Genomic DNA, 19,168 nt, shown 5'->3' on the forward strand with positions numbered 1-19,168 from the left:
GATAAAGGGTTGAAGCTTGCGCCGTCGTGCAAGTCATGGGTTCGGGCCAGGTGACTGGGCGCATTCCACGAGCCAGTCGATCAACACCTGCAGGCGTTTGGGCATCGGGTCATGATGCGGGTAGACCAGGTAATAGCCATAGTTGGGGGTGTCGACGAAACCGCCGAACGGCAGGACCAGTTCACCTTGCGCAATGCGCGTTCTGACCAGTTGTTCCCGGCCGATCGCGACGCCTGTGTGGTTCAGTGCCGCGAGCGTGCAAAGGTCGGAGCGATCGAAGGTGAGGAACCGGCGCGGGAGGCTGATACGCGCACCTGTGGTGCTGGCCCAGAGCTGCCATTCGGCATCGAATGCAGCGTTGTCCCAGGCCGCTACATCATGCAATGTGGTGCATTGATCCAGCCGGTTCAGGTCATTGGCCAATGCATGGGTCTGAGCGTAATGAGGGGAGCACACCGGGGCGATTCGCTCGTTCATCAAATGGATGCTCTGCAAACCCGGATGGTGACCATCCGAATAACAGAGGACCAGGTCGATCTTGCGGGTGCGGTAATCGATGCTCTCGTTGCCCACCCTGATATCGAGCTGGATGTCGGGGTAACGGGTGGTGAACTGCGCCAGCCGTGGCACCAGCCAGCACTGTGCGACTGACGGGCGTACATACAGCGTCAGCTGGCCGGCGATTTCGGCGTGCGCGCGTGCCTGCACGGCCTCGCTGAGCTCATCCATGGTGCGCTGCATGACCGCGAACAGGCGCTCGCCGTCTTCGCTGAGGCTGACTTTGCGCGGCATGCGGTGGAACAGCTTGAGCGCCAGTTCATCTTCCAGTCGATTGATGCGATGGCTCACGGCACTGGCCGTCAGGCACAGCTCATCCGCCGCGCGAGAGAAGCTCAAGTGCCGTGCGGCCACCAGAAAGACATGCAGGCTGCCCAGGTGCGAGCCACTGAGTTTCACGGCGCCGCCGCTGGGCTTTTTCATGGTTCAATCCTTCCTGTGCAGTTCACTGATTGCGGTTACACGCTGCGCCCTTTCGCCAGGTAGGCGTTGAACTCATCTTCCGGCACCATGCTGCCACCGGTTCCCCAGACGAGGTGGGTTGCCTGCTGCAGCTGGGTTGGGGTGAAGCCTTGACGAGCCAGGTACTCGTCTGCCTGCAATACCCGTAGCATACCGGGTACGCCGGCCAAGGCAGAAGGTTCCAGTTTGACCTTGTCCTGCTCATGGGCGATGACCATCAAGCGGTACAGTGCTTCGTCGGTCACGGTGTAGTAACCATCGATCAGCCGCTGCATGGCTTTGCCGACGAACCCGGATGGCCGCCCGACCGCCAGACCGTCGGCGGCGGTGATGTTGTCGATGCCGAAGTCCTGCACGCTGGTTTCATCGTGCAGGCCGGTGTACACGCCCAGCAACATGCAAGGGGAGTGGGTGGGTTCGGCAAAGATACAGTGCACCGCATCGCCGAATACCAGCTTCAACCCGAACGCTACGCCGCCAGGGCCGCCCCCTACGCCGCAAGGCAGGTAGACGAACAGCGGGTGATCTGCGTCCACCTGGATGCCAGCCTGGTCGAACTGGAGGGCCAGCCGTTCAGCGGCGACGGCATAGCCCAGAAACAGCTGAGGCGAGTTCTCGTCGTCAACGAAGTAGCAGCTGGGGTCGGCTGCCGCCTGTTGGCGCCCTTGCTCGACCGCAACGCTGTAGTCGGAGGCGTGCTCGACCACGGTCACGCCGTTGGCACGCAGCTTGTCCTTTTTCCACTGCCTGGCGTCGGACGACATGTGCACGCTCACCTGGAAGCCCAGCTTCGCGCTCATGATGCCAATCGACAAACCCAGGTTACCGGTCGAGCCCACGGCGATCTTGTACTGGCCGAAGAAGGCGCGCGCCTGCTCGCTTGCCAGCCGGGTGTAGTCATCCGTTGGCGTGATCAGGCCGGCCGCCAGGGCCAGGTCTTCGGCATGCTTGAGTACTTCATGAATACCACCCCGGGCCTTGATCGAGCCGGAAACAGGCAAGTCGCTGTCTGCCTTGAGCCACAGGCTGCCGGCGTTGCGCAATGCGCCTTCCTCGATCAGCCGTTGGCGAAGCAGCGGCAATGGGGCGATGTGCGACTCGATGATGCCACCGGCTGGCGCTGTTTCGGGGAAGACTGTTGCCAGGTACGGCGCAAACCGCTGCAGCCGTGCGCTCGCCGCCTGCACGTCTGCAGCCGTGAGGCCCACGTCGCGTAGGGCTTCGGATGCCTGGGCGATACCCGGGTTGAACCAGCTTGTTTCTTTCAGGGCGACCAGGTCGGCGATGATCGGGTGGCTTTGTTGCCAGGCTTCCAGGGTTTTTCCGTGAATCATGATTTCACCTGTTGTGCAGTCTTTGCAGAGTAGATCAGACAATTTTTGAAAGGAGCAGGGTCAGGCACAAGGCGATCACCGAGGCCAGCACTGTCGCCGCAGTGAATTTTTTCAACGCATCGCTGAGTGACAGCCCCAGATACTCCTTCACCACCCAGAACGCCGAATCGGTAATGTGTGTCCAGCCGATGGCGCCTGCACCGATGGCGATCACCAGGATTTCCCGGTTGTATTCGGGGTGTTGGTCCAGGATCGGCATGACCATGCCGGCTGCGCTGATCATTGCCACCGTGGCCGAACCGACCGCGAAGTGCATGATCCCAGCGATCAGCCAGGCGAGGATGATCGGGTTGAGCTGGGTCTGGTTGAGCACGTCAGCCAGCGCCTTGCCGATGCCGCTACCGACCAGCATGTCGTTGAAGGCGCCGCCGGCACCGATAATCAGCAAAATACCGGCCAGGGGCGGGAAGCAGCGCTGGGTCAGGTTGAGCAACTGCGCCATGTCCAGGCCGCGGCGCAGGCCCAGTGCCCAGTAGCCGAACATAACCGACAGCGCCAGGGCGATCAGTGGGTTGCCAACGAAGGCCACCCACTCGTACAGCGTGGAGCCCTTTGCCAGCACCATGACGGCCAAGGTTTTGCCGACCATCAGCAGCAACGGCAGCAGTACGGTGGCGAGGGTAATGCCGAAAGCAGGCAGCGGCTGGTCATCGACCTGGGCCTCGGTACGTGCCGAAAGGAAGGTATCTTGCGCTTGTGTTGCGCCGCGCTTGCAGGCGAAGCGTACCCAGACCGGGCCGGCGATGATGGCAGTGGGCAAGCCAACGATCAGGCCATAGAGGATGACCGTGCCGATATCGGCATTGAGCATGCCGGTAATCGCCGTAGCAGCTGGGTGTGGCGGCAGAATGCAGTGCACCACCATCAGCGAGGTGGCCAGCGGGACGCCGAGGTACAGCATGCTGATGCGGGTTTGCCGGGCAACCACGTAGATCAGCGGAATGAGCAGCACGAAGCCGACCTCGAAAAATACCGGGATGCCAGCGATGAAGCCCACCAGCATCATGGCCCATGAAGCATTGCGTTCACCCAACAGGTTCAGCAGCGTGGTGGCGATGCGCCTGGCCCCACCCGACTCTTCCAGCAGTTTGCCGAGGATACTGCCCAGGCCGATGATGCCGGCAAGAAAGCCCAGCGTGCTGCCCATGCCTTTTTCGAACGCGGCAACCATGGCCGTCGGCGGCATGCCGGTACCAATGCCCACCACCAGGCTTGCGGCCAGCAGTGCCAGGAAGGGGTGGACCTTGAGCTTGCTGATCATGACCACGATCAGCAGTATTGCAGTGCCCAGAACGATTAATGAGAACGTTGGAGTCATCGTGTAGTTATCTCTATCGCTGATCGCTTCCGTGCGAGCTTCTTGTTGGTTTGCAACCATTAGATTTCAGCGATTTGATCGACTCAAACGATCACTCCTCACACCATAGGTGAGCCCATGTCATGCATGGCGTCAGCACTTATTGTCGCGCCGACCAGGCGCAATTCAAGGCTGCCATCGCGATCGCCAGTGCCGCCCCGGCGTAGGCCCAGATCGCTGGCACCTGCGGCAGCAGCACACCCGCCAGCATTGGCCCGAGCCCCGCGCCAATGTCACGCCACACGGCGTTGCCGGCCAGCGCCTGGATGCGTTGTTGCGGGTTGCGCAGGGCCACCAGCGTCATCACCAGCGGCAGTTGCAGGGCGCGTAGCACCAGCACGAAGAAGGCGCCGATGAACAACCAGTGGCTGGCAAACAGCAGCAGCGCCAGCGACGTGGCCAGTGACAGCGCTACCAGCATGCGCAGCGGCCCGAAGCGGTCGGCCAGGCGCCCGCCGAAGGGGCTGAAGAGCATTTCGCTCAGGTAGCGCACCGCCATCAGCACGCCCGCTGCCAGCACGCCGGACTCCCCCAGGTGGGTTTGTGCGTAGAGCGAGAGGCCGAAGATGAACAAGCCGTCCAGGGTCACCCCTTCGATGAAGGACCAGGTAGCGATGCTGTCGGGCAGGCGCAGGCGCCGGCCCCCGCGGCTGGCGACCGCGTGGCCGGTGCCGGGCAGGGCGCGCGCACGCCACAGCCCGAACAGAGCACCGATGCAGAGCACGAAGAACACACTGCGCGGGCCGTAGGCCTGTGCCATCAGCGCACCCAGCGGCAAGGCCAGCATTGGCCCGATGGAAAGGGTCGCTCGCGAGCGTCCCGCACGGCGTGCCGCCCCTTGTACCTCAGCGGTAGCGAGGGTTTGGGTACTCAGGTTGAACGTGGCAAAGCACAGGCCCCAGACCAGGCGCAGCAACAGTAGCGCGGCGAAACCGGTCAGCATCGCATTGCCCAGTGCGCACACGGCGGCGGCGAAGGCCGCAAGGCTGCAGGCCGCGCGGTCACCATGGCGGGCATAGAAGCGCACGACCCAGCCGTAACCGATGATGCGCACCAGGCGGTTGGCCGCCAGCAGCACGCCAGCTTCGGCCAAGGTCACGCCGAAGTCGGCTGCGTACATCGGCAGCAGCAGGTAGAGCAGTACGTCACTGGGCAGGCACAGGCTGAGCACCTGGGCCGCGTTGCGCGAGTCTCGGTCGGCGCGTTGGGTTTGCACCGGAGTGGCGACGGACGACATGACAATCTCGTGACAAGGGGAGGGTGCAGGATAACCTGCGTCGCTTCCCCAATGAAACCTGGCCACGGCGCCTCATTCAGCCATAAGGCGGCGCCGGCAGTTCAGCCAGGAGTGTCTTCAACCCGTCGCTCCATTGCTTGCGAATTTGCTGGTAATAGGCATCGTCGCTGTTGATGCGCCTGCGTGTCATGCTCTCCAGGCTGTTCTTGCGGTACACCAGCAAGTCCAGCGGCATGCCCACCGACAGGTTGCTGCGGATGGTGGAGTCGAACGAAATCAGGCCACAGCGCAACGCTTCATCGAGCGGCGTGCGGTAATCCAGGTTGCGGTCGAGTATGGGCCGGCCGTACTTGCTTTCACCCAGTTGCAGGAACGGAGTATCCGGCGTGGCCTGAAAGAAATTGCCCTGCGCGTAGACATTGAAAATGGCCATGGGCCCGGCGGCTATCTGGCCGCCGACAATGAATGAACTGCTCAGGTCGATGCCCGCGGTGAGTTTGCTGCGGTCACGGCTGACCACTTCGCGCAGGGTGTCGGCAACCAGCACCGTGGCATCGAAAAGCGTGGCAACGTTCAGCAGGTGCTGGCCGCTGCCCAGGGTACGCTGGCGCAGCAGGTTGACCACGGACTGCGAGGTCGCCAGGTTGCCGGCGGTCTGCAGCACGATCAGCCGCTCGCCTGGCACGCTGAAGACGAACAACTTGGCAAAGGTGGAGATCTGGTCGATGCCGGCATTGGTGCGTGAGTCGCTGATGAAGACGAGCCCGTCCTCCAGGTGCATGGCGACGCAGTAAGTCATGCGGTTTCCCTTGTGTTGCGTATGGAGTGGCCTTGCCGCGCTCGCGCGACAAGACCTGCCTGCAGCCAACCTGTCACTGGCGATGAACGTGGACGCTGGCCTGCATCGATTCGACGCCGCCGCCACGGCGCACCCCCCTGACTGGGCAGGCATCGAGGTAGTCCAGGCCAACTGCCAGCTTCAGGTGACGTTCTGGGCGCGTCAGGCGGTTGGTGACGTCGAAGCTGAACCAGGCGTCGTTGATCCACGCTTCGGCCCAGGCGTGGCTGGCCAGATGCTGCTCGTCCTCGGTGCACAGGTAACCGGAAACGTAGCGTGCCGGCACCCCCAGGCTGCGTGCGCAGGCCAGGAAGGCATGGGTGTGGTCCTGGCACACGCCAGCGCCACCCCTGAACGCTTCGATGGCTGTGGTGCCCACCGAGGTGGCCCCAGGGCTGTAGGGCATGTGCTCGGCCAGGCCTTGCATCAGCCCCGTCAGTGCCCCCCGGTCGCGATGCTTGCCGCACTGCCGGTTGGCGAAGGCCTTGAGTGTGTCATCGGCTTGAGTCAGTCGGCTGTCACGCAGGAAGGGCAGAGGCGACTGGCTTTCGCCCTCCTGCTCGCAATCCGGGTCGATCTCTACCTGGCCACTGGCAGTCAGTGCAAGGTGCCCGTGGGGTTTGTCCAGGGTCAGCACATGCAGGATGTTGCCGTACGGGTCGATCTGGCTCTTGACCTTGCTGGGAAGGACCAGTTGCCAATCATCGATGCGTTGGCGTTCGCTGCTGCGTGGCGTCAGGCGCAGGAACTGAATGCTGTTGCTGACGTCGCTGGCGTAGCTGTAGGTAGTGTCGTGGCGAATGCACAGTTTCATACAACCTCCAGGTAGGAGTGATGGACCGCCTGGCCCAGTTGGTTGACGCGGCCGATGAAGTCGGTCAACCAGGCGTGCAAGCCTGCGTCGAGGACTTCGTCGATGGCGGTGTAGCGCAGGCGCGCATTGAGTTCGGCGGCCATGCGCTGGGCGGCGCGCCCACTGCTGCCGGGCAGGCCGGCCAGAATCAGGTCCAGCTCCTCGATGCAGGCATGCAGCGAGCGCGGCACGTCCACCCGCAACAACAGCAGCTCGGACACCGGCCGGGCACTGGGCGCCGCGCGATACAGCTCGTTGAAGGCTTCATACGAGGTCAGCGCCCGCAGCAGGGCGCTCCATTGGTAATAACCGCGGGCGGAGCTGTCGCTGACCTCTTCGGAAGCCTCGCCGAACATTTCGTAGCGCGCATCGAGCAGGCGCAGGGTGTTGTCCGCCCGTTCCAGGAAGGTCCCCAGGCGGATGAAACTGTAGGCGTCGTTGCGCATGATGGTGCCGGAGGTCGCGCCACGGAACAGGTGCGAGCGCTCCTTGACCCAGTCGCAGAACTGGCTGATGCCATAGCGGCCAAGGCCATTGCTGGCGATGTTGCGCATTTCGATCCAGGTGGCATTGATGTTCTCCCACATGTCGGCGGTGATCCGGCCGCGCACCGCATGGGCATTGGTCCTGGCGGCCTGCAGGCAGCAATAGATACTGCTGGGGTTGGTCGCGTCGAGGGCGAAGAAGTGCAGCATGCGCTCGGTGTCGAGCTCGGTGTGCCGGCGGATGTAGTCGTCCAGTGTGCCGGAGGCCAACAGCGACATCGCCAGCTCGGCATGGCCGTCGCTGCGCCCAGCCTGTGGCATCAGCGACAGCGAATAGCTGACCTCGAGCATGCGCGCGAGGTTTTCTGCACGTTCCAGGTAGCGGGACATCCAGTACAGGTCCGAAGCGGTTCGCGAAAGCATGGTTCAGTCCTCCACCACCCAGGTGTCCTTGGTACCGCCGCCCTGCGACGAGTTGACCACCAGCGAGCCTTCCTGCAATGCCACGCGGGTCAGGCCGCCGGGCACCAGGCGCGTTTCACTGCCCGATAGCACGAACGGGCGCAGGTCGATGTGGCGCGGTGCGATGCCACTGTCGACGAAGGTCGGGCAGGTTGAAAGGCACAAGGTGGGTTGCGCGATATAGGCGTGCGGGCGGGCTTTGATGCGCGCACGAAAGTCCTCGATCTGGGCTGCAGTCGACGCCGGCCCGACCAACATGCCATAGCCGCCGGAGCCTTGGGTTTCCTTGACCACCAGTTTGGGCAGGTGGGCCAGCACATGGGACAGGTCCGCCGGCTTGCGGCATTGCCAGGTCGGCACGTTGTTGAGGATCGGCTCTTCGCTCAGGTAGAAGCGGATCATGTCGTCGACATACGGGTAGATCGACTTGTCGTCGGCCACGCCCGTGCCCACTGCGTTGGCCAGCACCACATTGCCGGCACGGTACACCGAGATCAGCCCCGGTACGCCCAGTGTCGATTCCGGGTTGAAAGACAGCGGGTCGAGGTAGTCGTCGTCCAGGCGCCGGTAGATCACGTCCACTTGTTGTGGGCCGGCGGTGGTGCGCATGTAGACATGCTCGTCACGCACGAACAGGTCAGCGCCTTCGACCAGCTCGATACCCATTTCCCGGGCCAGAAAGGCATGCTCGAAGTAGGCGCTGTTGAACCGGCCAGGGGTGAGCAGCACGGCAGTGGGGTTGTCCAGTGGGCTGGCGCTCTTGAGTGTGTCCAGCAGCAGGTTGGGGTAGTGGTCGATGGGCGCGATACGCTGCGCGGCAAACAGTTCGGGGAACAGGCGCATCATCATCTTGCGGTCTTCGAGCATGTAGCTGACGCCGCTGGGGGTGCGCAGGTTGTCTTCCAGCACGAAGTAGCTGCCATCGCCGTCCCGCACCAGGTCGACCCCGGCGATATGGGCATACAGCCCACGGTGCAGGTCCAGGCCCTGCATGGCGATCTGGTAGCCCTCGTTGGCCAGTACTTGCTCTGGCGGGATGATGCCGGCCTTGAGGATGCGCTGGTCGTGGTAGATGTCCTGCAGGAACAGGTTCAGCGCCTGCACCCGCTGGATACAGCCACGCTCGACCGTGCGCCATTCGCTGGCGCGGATGCTGCGCGGGATGATATCGAAGGGGATCAGGCGTTCGGTGTCCTGTTTGTCGCCGTACAAGGTGAAGGTGATGCCAGCGCGGTGGAACAGCAGATCGGCCTCGCGCCGGCGCTGCTCCAACAGCTCCAGCGGGGTGTTGGCCAGCCAGCGGGCGAACTCCTGGTAATGCGGGCGGCAACTGCCGTTCGCTTCGTACATTTCATTGAAAAAAGCCCGGGACATACCCACTCCTTGCCGCCGTCGCCGGCAGCTTCATTGCTGTTTTTCTGGGTTCTACAGGGTGCTGCCTTGCTGGGGTCGGTGGGTGCTGTGAGCCTCGGTTGCAAGTGATCGTCTATGCGTCATGCGCACAATTGCCTTTGCAATGAAGGTGCCTAAAGGCCTGTGGCGTTCCGAAATAGAGTGGAACGGGCGCGAAAACAGCAAATAGGTGCTGCTTCAGGTTGCCAGTACACGGCGGTGTTCGCCTCGGCCCCAAACAAGCAACACCTGGCTGGAAGAAGACGTGCATCAAAAAAGGGCACTTTGAATCCGCTTATGGGTTTTGACCCGCGTTGGGGCGTGCAGCGAGCAGGCTGTCCGGTGTCACCTGCGAAGAGAGCGGTATTCTTGCCAGAGCGCTCGGGAGCAAGCTTCGGAGGTAATGGCTTATGGACCTGACACCTGATGGATGGCACTGACGAATACAGCGGTGGCACAATAATGGCGGTCACCTTTGTAGCGTTTGCGCAAGGCTGGCGCTATTTCCAATTTTTCGTTTGCCAGGGACACCCATGCGTCAACCAATAAGAACGCTGAACGCCGAAAACATACACGCCATCAAGAGTGAGTTTGAACAGAGCCTTGATTGCCTGGGGGCGTCAATTCAAGGCAAGCACGGTGTTCAGTTATTGACTTCGATCAAGCGGGATAAGGTGGGGGCCGGCCCCTACCCGCAGGTCACCCTCTTTGAAGCTGCCAACAGAATCATGTCCGACCTGGTGATCCTCAATGGCATCGCTGGCCTGCTTAGAGAAAAAACATTCCCGTTCACCGAATACACGGTGGAGTTTGGAAATGAAGACAAGAACGGCTTCGACATTCGCGCCTCCTCCCCCAGCGAAACGCTGATTGGCGAGGCCTTCAATGTCGCGCCGTCGTTCTTCCAAGGCAAAAAGGCCAGCGCACTGCGCAAGTTACGTCAAGGCGGCGCTGCCGCACGCTACAAGCTGCTCATGTTCAATTCAGATGCCACGCCTGAACGGTATTCAGCCAAGCATGAACCGGGCACCTTCCACATTGCAGTCGATATTGCCTCCGGCATGATCTCGGTGCGCTGCGCGCCGGTGACAGCGTAAATTCCAACAACGAAAAGATCAGTCCAAAACCTGCTGCACGGTTCGTCAGGAGGATGAGCATTTCAGAGTGACTACGTATTTGCTGAAGACATTGCTCAAAGACATTTCTAGACGGCGTCGAGATGAGAGGCCGTCCTCACGGTACAGGCAGCCAAATCCTCCAGAAAGGCCTGCAGGATAGGCGGGCGCGACACACCGCGCCGGGTAGCCACATCGAAGGGCGAGCTGAGGTCCAGCGTGTTGGCCCCCAGGCGGCGCATTTCGCCGGTCTTGACCCATTGCTCGGCAAAGTGCACGGGCAAAAAGCCGATATAGGCCCCGGAAATGATCAGGATCGCCGCTGCCTCGATGTTCTCCACCGTCGCATCGGCCTTGGTGATGCCCAACTGCTCCAGGTCGTACTGCTGCATGTAGCCGCGCACCACGATACGGCTTTGGCGCACGTCCTCCATCAGTCGGCCGTTGCCCGCATTGCTGGCAAACAGCGGGTGACGCCTGCCGCAGTACAGGCCAAGCGCCTCGTCATAAAGCGGCAGGTAGGACAGCCCGGCGACGCGCAAGGGAAAATGGCCGATTGCCAGGTGCAGCCTGCCGTCCAGCACGCGCTCTTCAAGTTCTGCCGGGGCACCGATGTAGATGTGCAGGTGGGCATCATGCCCACGTGAAACGAAGCGTTGGGTGGTGCGCGGCAGTGGCGAGACGGGGTCGGTCAGGGTGGAGTCGATGATGCCCAGGTTGAGCTTGCCGCTGATGTGCTGCTTGAGCACGTCGGCGTCCAGGCAAAAGCTCTCCACGGCACTGAGCAGGCGCAGGGTTGCCTCATGGATTGCCACCCCTTGCTCGGTCAGGCGAAAGCCACTGCGCCCGCGCTGGCAAAGCCTGACCCCCAGGCGGGTTTCCAGGTGCGACATCTGTTCGCTGATGGTCGACTGCCCGGCATTGAGCGCCGCTTGCGCTGCGGAAAAGCCGCCGCACCGGACGATAGTGGTGAATACCCTGAGCAGCTTCAGGTCGACATCGTGGAGCTGGATCACCGTAGCCTCCCGGCAGAGCCTCACATCGCCAGTGCTGATATGAGCGCCCATGTATTGTTCTTGTTGCGCAAGCTAAACATGAGCGCCTCGCCACTGCAATGCCTGGCATTTTCTGGACTCGCTGCCTGCCAATACTTCGGGCTATGGCGATGTATGTATCTGCACTTGCGCATTTTTCCCCGCCAACCTGGTTGCCATAGTGGCTGCAACGGTGGTCGAGCAGTCGCCCCGTCTCCTGACATAGAACAACACGTGGAGAAAGCAGAACATGGCAAAGCACGGTTACGAGTCTGGCCGCCTGAACCTGCCCTTTGTGGGCCATTGCACGTTCGCCAAGGCGCCGGTATGCACCGACTGGGCGGCAATCGACGCCGATGTGGCGATTTTGGGTGCACCCAACGACATGGGCACCCAGTGGCGTTCGGGTGCGCGCTTTGGGCCGCGCGGCATCCGTGAGGCATCGACCTTGTTTTCCTTCGGCCATGCCGGTGCCTATGACTTCGAAGATGACGCCACCTACCTGACCGAAGACCAGGTGCGCATGGTCGATGTGGGCGACGCCGACATCGTGCACACCGACATGGCCAGCAGTAACGCCAACATCGAGTCGGCCGTGCGGCAGATTCTTGCGGCGGGGGCGATGCCGGTGGTGCTGGGCGGTGACCATTCGGTGCATGCCCCGGTGATCAAGGCGTTCGAAGGCCATGGGCCGATCCACATCGTGCATTTCGACGCCCACCTGGATTTCGTCGACGAGCGCCACGGCGTGCGCTACGGCCACGGCAGCCCGCTGCGCCGCGCATCGGAGCTGGAGCACATCGTTGGCATGACCCAAATGGGCATCCGCAACGTGTCCTCATCCAACCGCGACGACTACGACGCCGCGCGTGACGCCGGTTCGCAGATTCTTTCGGTGCGTGACGTACGTCGGTTGGGCTGCGAGGGCGTGCTGGCGAAAATTCCTGAAGGCCGCAACTACTACATCACCATCGACATCGACGGCTTCGACCCGTCCATCGCCCCGGGCACTGGCACGCCGAGCCATGGCGGATTCTTGTACTACGAAGTGCTGGAGATCATCCAGGCCCTGGCCCGGCGCAGCCATGGCCGCATCGTCGGCATGGACCTGGTCGAAGTGGCCCCGGCCTACGACCCCACCGGCATGACCTCGATCCTGGCCGCACAATTGCTGATGAACAGCATCGGCTTCATCTTCCACGCGCGCGCCAACGCCCGCTGACCCGGAGACTGTACTGTGGACAACAAGGTTAAAGCCTACTTGCAGGCCTTTGGCGTTTCCGAGGCGACCCAGCGTTTTCTCAGCAAGCCGCAGCGCATGTTCATCGGCGGTGCCTGGCTGGAGGCCAGCGACGGAGGTACCGCCGAGGTCATCGAGCCCTCCACCGAAGGGGTACTGACACGCATCCCCATGGGCACCGCAGATGACCTCGACCGTGCCGTGTGCGCCGCGCGCGCGCAGTTCGACGGTGGTGCCTGGCGCCAGCTGAAGCCGCTGGAGCGCGAGCGCCTGATTCATCGCCTGGCCGACTTGATAGAAACCCACGGCGACGAATTGGCGCAGATCGAAGCCATCGACATGGGCAAGTCGGTGGTGCAGGCGCGCGCAGTCGACATCCAGGGCACGGTCGATACCCTGCGCTATTTCGCCGGCTGGGCCAGCAAGATCCACGGCCGCACGGTCGAGCCTTCGCTGCCTGGCAATTACCTGGCGTATACCCGCAAGGAGGCGGTGGGGGTGGTCGGCGCCATCGTGCCGTGGAACTTCCCCCTGCAGACCATGGCCTGGAAACTGGGCGCGGCGCTGGCCACCGGCTGCACCGTGGTGGTCAAACCGGCGGAGCTGACCTCGCTGTCGGCACTGCGCTTTGCCGAGCTGGTACAGGCGGCAGGTATTCCCGATGGTGTGGTGAACATCGTGACCGGGCGCGGCAGCGTGGTCGGCCAGGCGATGTCCAGCCACCCAGGCATCGACAAGCTGAGCTTTACCGGCTCTACCCCAGTGGGGTGTGCGGTGGGCAAGACGGCGATGGACCAGATGAAGCGCCTTACCCTCGAACTGGGTGGCAAGTCACCGGTGATCGTGTTTGCCGACGCGGACATCGAGGCGGCGGCGCAAGCCGTGGCCAATGGGGTGTTCTTCAACTCTGGGCAGGTGTGTGATGCCGGTACCCGTGCGTATGTAGAGCGCAGTGTCTATCCGGCATTTCTCGACGCGTTGGCACGCTACACGGCGACGTTGAAGATTGCCCCAGGGCTTGACCCCGATTGCTTCATCAGCCCGATGGTGTCGCAGCAACAGCAGCGGCGCGTGCTGGACTATATCGCCCTGGGTAAGGCCGAAGGCGCGCAGGTGCACTATGGTGGCGAGCTGCTCGACGGCCCCGGCTTCTACGTGCAGCCGACGATCTTCGCCCATTGCCGCAATGACATGCGCATCGTCAGCGAGGAGATCTTCGGCCCTGTGCTGGTCACTCAGCCGTTCGACAGCCAGGAGGAGGCACTGCAGCTTGCCAACGACTCGCTGTTTGGCCTGGCAGCGGCGATCTACTCCAACGACCTGGGCAAGGTGCATGGGCTGATCCCGCAGCTTCGCGCCGGCACCGTATACGTCAATGCCCACAGTACCCTCGACCCGGCCATGCCGTTCGGTGGCTACAAACAGTCCGGCTACGGCAAGGACCTGGGCGCGGAACAACTGGAGTTTCTGCTGGAGACCAAGGCGGTGTGGATCACCTTGCCCTGAGGTTCAGGGCCGGCCTGCGTCGCTGAGGTTTGGCGAGCGACGCGGGTTAAATCAAGCATCGAATTTCAAGAACAAGAACCTGTAGAGGTGATGCCGATGAACAGCCAAGTGGATGTAGAGCGTGCGCAAGACCTGGAAAGGCGCCTGTGCGCCTATGAGGAACTGGAGAGGAGGGCGCATTGGCCGGGCGCCCTGACGGCGGCAGATGTGGTCGCACTCGCTTTGCTGGTGCTGGTGATGATCGCTGGCGCGTACTACCTGGGAGGCCACCCATGAGTGCTTCCCGTGAGCAGGAGTTTCGCCTGGGTGCGGAACGTGGTGACACCCCCTTGCTGCCCAGTGAGCGGGTGTGGGGTTTTTGGGGCTTTGCCTACGCCAACTCGGCGCTGGCGGTGGCTACCTGGGTGTTCCTGATCGGCGGTGCCACGGCGCTGTTCGTCGGCCCCTTGCAAGGGATTGCGGCGATCATCATCGGCAACATCATCGGCGTGGTCCTGGCAGCCTCGTCCACCTGCCTGCCCTGCGGCAAGTACGGTGTCGAGCAGTTCACCTTCCTGCGCAGCATGTTCGGCCTCAATGGCAGCCGCCTGGTCTACTTCCTCTCGGTGGTGGTGCTGACCATGGGTTGGCTGGCGGTGCTGGGGCTGATGTGCGGGCGGGCGCTGGACAACCTGCAGACCCTGGTGCACCAGGCCCAACCCAGCGGCGACGGTTGGCTGGTGACCGCCGGGGCGTTGCTGGCCATTGTGCTGGCAGCGCTGGTCGCCATGCGCGGGCCAGACATGATCCGCCGCCTGAGTGCGGTGATCGCGCCCAGCCTGATCCTGATCATGCTGGCGCTGATGTACTTCATTTCGCGCCGCTACAGCCTTGACCAGCTGCTGGCCATGCCGCCCTTGCAGCCACCGTTCGAGAACCCGCACGTCAACTTCATGGTCGCGGTGGAAATCAACATTGCCGCGGGCTTTTCCTGGTGGCCCTACATCGGCAACCTGTCGCGCCTGTGCAGCAACCAGCGTACCGCCTTCTGGCCCAACCTGGTGGGCATCTTCGGTGCCGCTTCACTGGGCGAGTCGGTCAGCCTGTTCGCCGCCACCACCCTGGGCAGCAGCGACCCTACCGCCTGGATGCGCCTGGCCGGTGGCATGGGCTTTGGCATCATCGCCCTGAGTTTCCTGGCGCTGGCCAACCTGACCGGCATGGTCAACATCCTCTACACGGCGGTGATCGGCCTGCGTCAGCTGGCCGGGGAACGGCTGCGCAGCATGGGCTGGGGGGTATTGATCTCGCTGTTCTGCATCATCCCGGTGGTGATCGTGGTGCTGCTGCCGGGTATCTACGATGGCTTCTTCATCTTTTTGGTGTGGACCTCCGCACTCAACAGCGCCCTGGCCGGCATTGGCATCGCCGATTACTTCTTCCTTCGCAAGCAGCGCTTGAACCTGCGCCAGCTCTACGCCGAACCAAGCGTGTCACCCCTGCGCTACTGCAAAGGCTTCAACCCCATTGCGCTGGTGGCGCTGGTGGCGGGCTTTGCGATCTATGTGGTGGTGTTCAACCCGCAGACCCTGGCCCATACCGACTTCTTCACCTTCGCCACGGCCTCGCTACCGTCCTGCCTGCTGGCCGGGCTGGTGCATTACGGCTTGACCCGACTGCTGGCCGCGCGCCTGGGTTGGGGCGGCTACCCAAAGCGTAACGAACGCAACATCGAGGCCGTCGGCCTTCGCGTACAGGACTAGAACAATGACCAAGCGATACGACTACATCATCATCGGTGCGGGCTCTGCCGGCTGCGTGTTGGCCAACCGCCTCAGCGAAGACGCCGGTACCTCGGTGCTGGTACTGGAGTTCGGTGGCAGCGACCGCAGCGTGCTGATCCAGATGCCCAGTGCGTTCTCCTTGCCGATGAACACCAAGAAATACAACTGGCACTACGAGACCGTGGCCGAGCCGCATCTGGACAACCGGCGCCTGCATTGCCCTCGGGGCAAGGTGCTGGGCGGCTCGTCGTCGATCAATGGCCTGGTCTACATCCGCGGCCATGCCTGTGATTTCGATGAGTGGGAAAGCCTCGGCGCGAAGAACTGGAGCTACCGCAATTGCCTGCCGTACTTCAAACGTGCCGAGCAGTACAAGTTCGGTGGCGACGACTACCGGGGCGGCGCCGGGCCGCTGTCGACCAACAACGGCAACAATATGCAGAACCCGCTGTATGGTGCCTGGGTCGAGGCGGGCGCCGAAGCCGGCTACATCAAGACCGATGACTGCAACGGTTACATGCAGGAAGGCTTTGGTGCCATGCACATGACGGTGAAGGACGGTGTGCGCTGGTCCACCGCCAATGCCTACCTGCGCCCGGCGATGACCCGGCCGAACCTGACCGTGATCACCCATGCCATGACCCGGCGCATCCTGCTCGATGGCAAGCGGGCGGTGGGCGTGGAATATGACCATGGCGGGCAGACGCACAAGGTCATGTGCAACCGGGAAGTGCTGGTGGCGTCCGGCCCGATCGGCTCACCGCATTTACTGCAGCGCTCTGGCATCGGCCCAGCGGCGGTGCTGAAAAGCGCCGGCATTGAGGTGCGCCACGACCTGCCGGGGGTGGGCGAGAACCTGCAGGACCACTCGGAAATCTACATCCAGTATGCGTGCAAGCAACCGGTGACCCTCAACGGCAAGATGAACCTGCTGGGCAAGGCCATGATCGGCTTGCGCTGGCTGCTGTTCAAGGACGGGCTGGGGGCCAGCAACCACTTCGAAGCCGGCGGTTTCATCCGCTCGTCCAAGGGCTTGCGCTGGCCGGACATCCAGTTCCACTTCCTGCCGGCGGCCATGCGCTACGACGGCGACAAACCGTTCAAAGGCCATGGTTTCATGGTGCTGACCGGGCCCAACAAGCCCAAGAGCCGAGGCCATGTGCGGGCGTTGTCGGCCGACCCGTACCAGCATCCGCAAATCCGCTTCAACTACCTGGAGAGCGAAGAGGACCGCGAAGGTTTCCGTCGGTGCGTACGGCTGACCCGCGAGATCATCGCCCAGCCGGCCATGGACCGCTACCGTGGGGAGGAGCTGGCGCCCGGGCCGCAGGTGCAGACCGACGAAGAAATCGACGCCTTCGTGCGCGCGAACATGGAAAGCACCATGCACCCGTGCGGCTCGTGTCGTATGGGTGAGGATGAGATGGCGGTGGTCGATTCAATGCTGCGCGTGCGTGGATTGCAGGGGCTGCGGGTGATCGACTCGTCGGTGTTCCCGAGCGAGCCCAACGGCAACCTCAACGCGCCGACCATCATGCTGGCCGAGCGTGCCGCCGACCTGGTGCGCGGGCGTCAGCCGCTGGCGCCGGTCGATGTGCCGGTGGGCCTGGTGGGGGGCTGGGAGGAGGAGCAGCGTAGCCGCAAGCCCGTGCGGGAGATGCCTATCCGTTAAATATCCGCTTGATGGGGTCAACGTGGGAGCGGCCAAGGCCGCTTCCACAGAGGCCAGTCGATGATTGTGGAGTGAATACGCTCCATTGGAATGATTTCGATACGTGGCGGGCAAGTGCAGTGCTGCCGATGCCTCCGGCAGTTAAACCGCCTGATTGATACGAATATATGGAGTGACTTCTTTACAGGAAGTACCCGTGCTCTCAATAAACCCCCTCTAACTAGCGCTATTTGCACTTGGCACAGACCTTGCTCCCGACCTTGCACTCGATCGGCGTTGAAAGTTGTTCATCCGGTCTCGAGCGTTGAACTTGTGACGTTATAAAAACAATTAAACTAGCAAGGTACATGACAATGAATAACTTGCCGCACGGTCACTGCCCGCCTGAGGGCGATACTCACGAACTCAAGCGCAACCTGTTCAACCGCCATATCCAGCTGATCGCCATCGGCGGTGCCATTGGCACCGGCCTGTTCATGGGCTCTGGCAAGACCATCAGCCTGGCTGGGCCTTCCATCATCTTTGTCTACATGATCATCGGCTTCATGCTGTTCTTCGTCATGCGGGCAATGGGCGAGCTGTTGCTGTCCAACTTGAATTACAAGTCGTTCATCGATTTTTCCGCCGACCTGTTAGGGCCGTGGGCAGGCTTCTTTACGGGCTGGACTTACTGGTTCTGCTGGATCGTCACCGGTATTGCCGACGTGATTGCGATCTCTGCCTATACCCAATTCTGGTTCCCGGACATGCCGTTGTGGATACCGGCGCTGGCGTGCGTTGGCCTGTTGCTCACGCTGAACCTGATGACGGTGAAGATGTTCGGGGAAATGGAGTTTTGGTTTGCCATGATCAAGATCGTGGCTATTTGCGCCCTGGTCTGCACAGGCTTCTATATGGTGGCGGCAGCGTACCAGTCGCCGGCCGGGCATGCGGCCGCGCTGGCCAACCTGTGGAACGACGGGGGGATGTTCCCCCATGGTGCCATGGGTTTCTTCGCTGGCTTCCAGATCGCCGTGTTTGCCTTCGTCGGCATCGAGCTGGTTGGCACAACAGCGGCCGAAACCAAGAACCCTGAGCGCAACCTGCCGCGGGCGATCAATTCGATTCCGGTGCGTATCATCGTTTTCTACGTGCTGGCGCTCATCGCCATCATGGCCGTGACCCCCTGGCGTGAAGTGGTGGCCAACAAGAGCCCCTTTGTCGAGCTGTTCGTGCTGGCCGGTCTGCCTGCCGCCGCTGGCATCATCAACTTTGTGGTGCTGACCTCGGCCATGTCCTCGGCCAACAGCGGGGTGTTCTCCACCAGCCGCATGCTCTATGGCCTGGCGGTGGATGGTGATGCGCCCGGCAAGTTCAGCGCACTGTCCAGCCGTGCCGTGCCTTCCAATGGCCTGATCTTCTCCTGCGTGTGCCTGACCGGTGGGGCATTGGTCATCTACTTGGTGCCGAACATGCTCGATGCCTTCACGCTCATCACCACGGTGTCGGCCCTGCTGTTCATGTTCGTCTGGTCGATCATCCTGCTGTCGTACTTGGCGTACCGCAAGCAGCGTGACCCGTTGCACCAAGCGTCGAAGTACAAGATGCCGGGCGGCACCTTCATGTGCCGGGTGTGCCTGGCGTTCTTCGCCTTCATCCTGGCATTGCTGGCCCTGGAAGCCGATACCCGCATGGCCTTGTACCTGGTACCGGTGTGGTTTGCCGTGCTGGGGCTGGCGTACCGCTCCATTCGGCAGAAGAAACAGGAGACCGCGCAGTTGTCGTTCGACGCCGATTGATCGGCACATTCACGTTTTGCCC

Annotated in this window: 16 protein-coding genes; 7 read left to right on the forward strand and 9 right to left on the reverse strand. The window is 62.3% G+C overall.

Translation table 11 applies throughout. The features are described 5' to 3' along the window. Positions 1–33: 33 nt before the first annotated feature. The 8 genes from dsdC to Q9451_RS14940 all read right to left on the reverse strand — a co-directional run bounded on the left by dsdC (position 34) and on the right by Q9451_RS14940 (position 9,020). Positions 34–981 carry a DNA-binding transcriptional regulator DsdC gene (gene dsdC, locus Q9451_RS14905; RefSeq protein WP_060492470.1) on the reverse strand — a complete coding sequence of 316 codons (948 nt, stop codon included), beginning with the start codon at positions 979–981 and terminating at the stop codon, positions 34–36. Positions 982–1,016: 35 nt separating this feature from the next. Further along, on the reverse strand, positions 1,017–2,354 hold the full coding sequence (locus tag Q9451_RS14910; protein ID WP_012272734.1) for a D-serine ammonia-lyase: 1,338 nt from the start codon (positions 2,352–2,354) through the stop codon (positions 1,017–1,019). A 34-nt stretch (positions 2,355–2,388) separates the two neighbouring features. Continuing rightward, positions 2,389–3,732, reverse strand: coding sequence for a gluconate:H+ symporter (locus tag Q9451_RS14915; RefSeq protein WP_012272733.1), 1,344 nt, complete (start codon positions 3,730–3,732; stop codon positions 2,389–2,391). 139 nt (positions 3,733–3,871) lie between these two features. Then, the gene (locus Q9451_RS14920; protein ID WP_012272732.1) at positions 3,872–5,008 is read right to left on the reverse strand and encodes an MFS transporter; all 1,137 of its coding nucleotides are present in this window, start codon (positions 5,006–5,008) and stop codon (positions 3,872–3,874) included. A gap of 76 nt (positions 5,009–5,084) precedes the next feature. Beyond that, a complete protein-coding gene (locus tag Q9451_RS14925; protein WP_012272731.1) occupies positions 5,085–5,807 on the reverse strand; it encodes a proteasome-type protease in 723 nt (240 codons plus the stop codon). 73 nt (positions 5,808–5,880) lie between these two features. Beyond that, the gene (locus Q9451_RS14930; RefSeq protein ID WP_012272730.1) at positions 5,881–6,660 is read right to left on the reverse strand and encodes a transglutaminase family protein; all 780 of its coding nucleotides are present in this window, start codon (positions 6,658–6,660) and stop codon (positions 5,881–5,883) included. After that, positions 6,657–7,607 carry an alpha-E domain-containing protein gene (locus Q9451_RS14935; RefSeq protein ID WP_012272729.1) on the reverse strand — a complete coding sequence of 317 codons (951 nt, stop codon included), beginning with the start codon at positions 7,605–7,607 and terminating at the stop codon, positions 6,657–6,659. The genes Q9451_RS14930 and Q9451_RS14935 overlap by 4 nt, the downstream gene beginning before the upstream one ends. A 3-nt stretch (positions 7,608–7,610) precedes the next feature. Further along, entirely contained in the window at positions 7,611–9,020 is a 1,410-nt protein-coding gene (locus tag Q9451_RS14940) for a circularly permuted type 2 ATP-grasp protein (RefSeq protein ID WP_012272728.1), read from the reverse strand. 551 nt (positions 9,021–9,571) lie between these two features. On the opposite strand from Q9451_RS14940, the gene Q9451_RS14945 reads away from it, so the two are divergent. Then, positions 9,572–10,135 (forward strand): hypothetical protein, encoded by a 564-nt coding sequence (locus tag Q9451_RS14945; RefSeq protein WP_012272727.1) that lies wholly within the window; start codon positions 9,572–9,574, stop codon positions 10,133–10,135. A gap of 107 nt (positions 10,136–10,242) precedes the next feature. Here Q9451_RS14945 and Q9451_RS14950 read toward each other — a convergent pair whose 3' ends face one another. Continuing rightward, complete coding sequence (locus Q9451_RS14950) at positions 10,243–11,169, reverse strand: LysR family transcriptional regulator (protein ID WP_012272726.1); 927 nt, start codon at positions 11,167–11,169, stop codon at positions 10,243–10,245. Between the two features lie 268 nt (positions 11,170–11,437). Between Q9451_RS14950 and speB the strand changes: the two genes are divergently transcribed. The 6 genes from speB (at position 11,438) to cycA (ending at position 19,146) form a co-directional block, all read left to right on the forward strand. Further along, the gene (speB, locus tag Q9451_RS14955; protein WP_012272725.1) at positions 11,438–12,409 is read left to right on the forward strand and encodes an agmatinase; all 972 of its coding nucleotides are present in this window, start codon (positions 11,438–11,440) and stop codon (positions 12,407–12,409) included. A gap of 15 nt (positions 12,410–12,424) precedes the next feature. Further along, positions 12,425–13,933, forward strand: a complete 1,509-nt coding sequence (locus Q9451_RS14960; RefSeq protein WP_012272724.1) for an aldehyde dehydrogenase family protein — start codon at positions 12,425–12,427, stop codon at positions 13,931–13,933. Between the two features lie 96 nt (positions 13,934–14,029). Beyond that, entirely contained in the window at positions 14,030–14,209 is a 180-nt protein-coding gene (locus tag Q9451_RS14965) for a hypothetical protein (RefSeq protein ID WP_012272723.1), read from the forward strand. Continuing rightward, a complete protein-coding gene (locus tag Q9451_RS14970; RefSeq protein WP_012272722.1) occupies positions 14,206–15,675 on the forward strand; it encodes a cytosine permease in 1,470 nt (489 codons plus the stop codon). Before Q9451_RS14965 ends, Q9451_RS14970 begins: the two co-directional genes overlap by 4 nt. 4 nt (positions 15,676–15,679) lie before the next feature. After that, positions 15,680–17,368, forward strand: a complete 1,689-nt coding sequence (gene betA, locus Q9451_RS14975; protein WP_012272721.1) for a choline dehydrogenase — start codon at positions 15,680–15,682, stop codon at positions 17,366–17,368. Positions 17,369–17,721: 353 nt separating this feature from the next. After that, positions 17,722–19,146 carry a D-serine/D-alanine/glycine transporter gene (gene cycA, locus Q9451_RS14980; RefSeq protein ID WP_012272720.1) on the forward strand — a complete coding sequence of 475 codons (1,425 nt, stop codon included), beginning with the start codon at positions 17,722–17,724 and terminating at the stop codon, positions 19,144–19,146. The last annotated feature ends 22 nt before the right edge of the window (positions 19,147–19,168 follow it).

It is taken from the genome of Pseudomonas sp. NY8896, assembly GCF_039634505.1.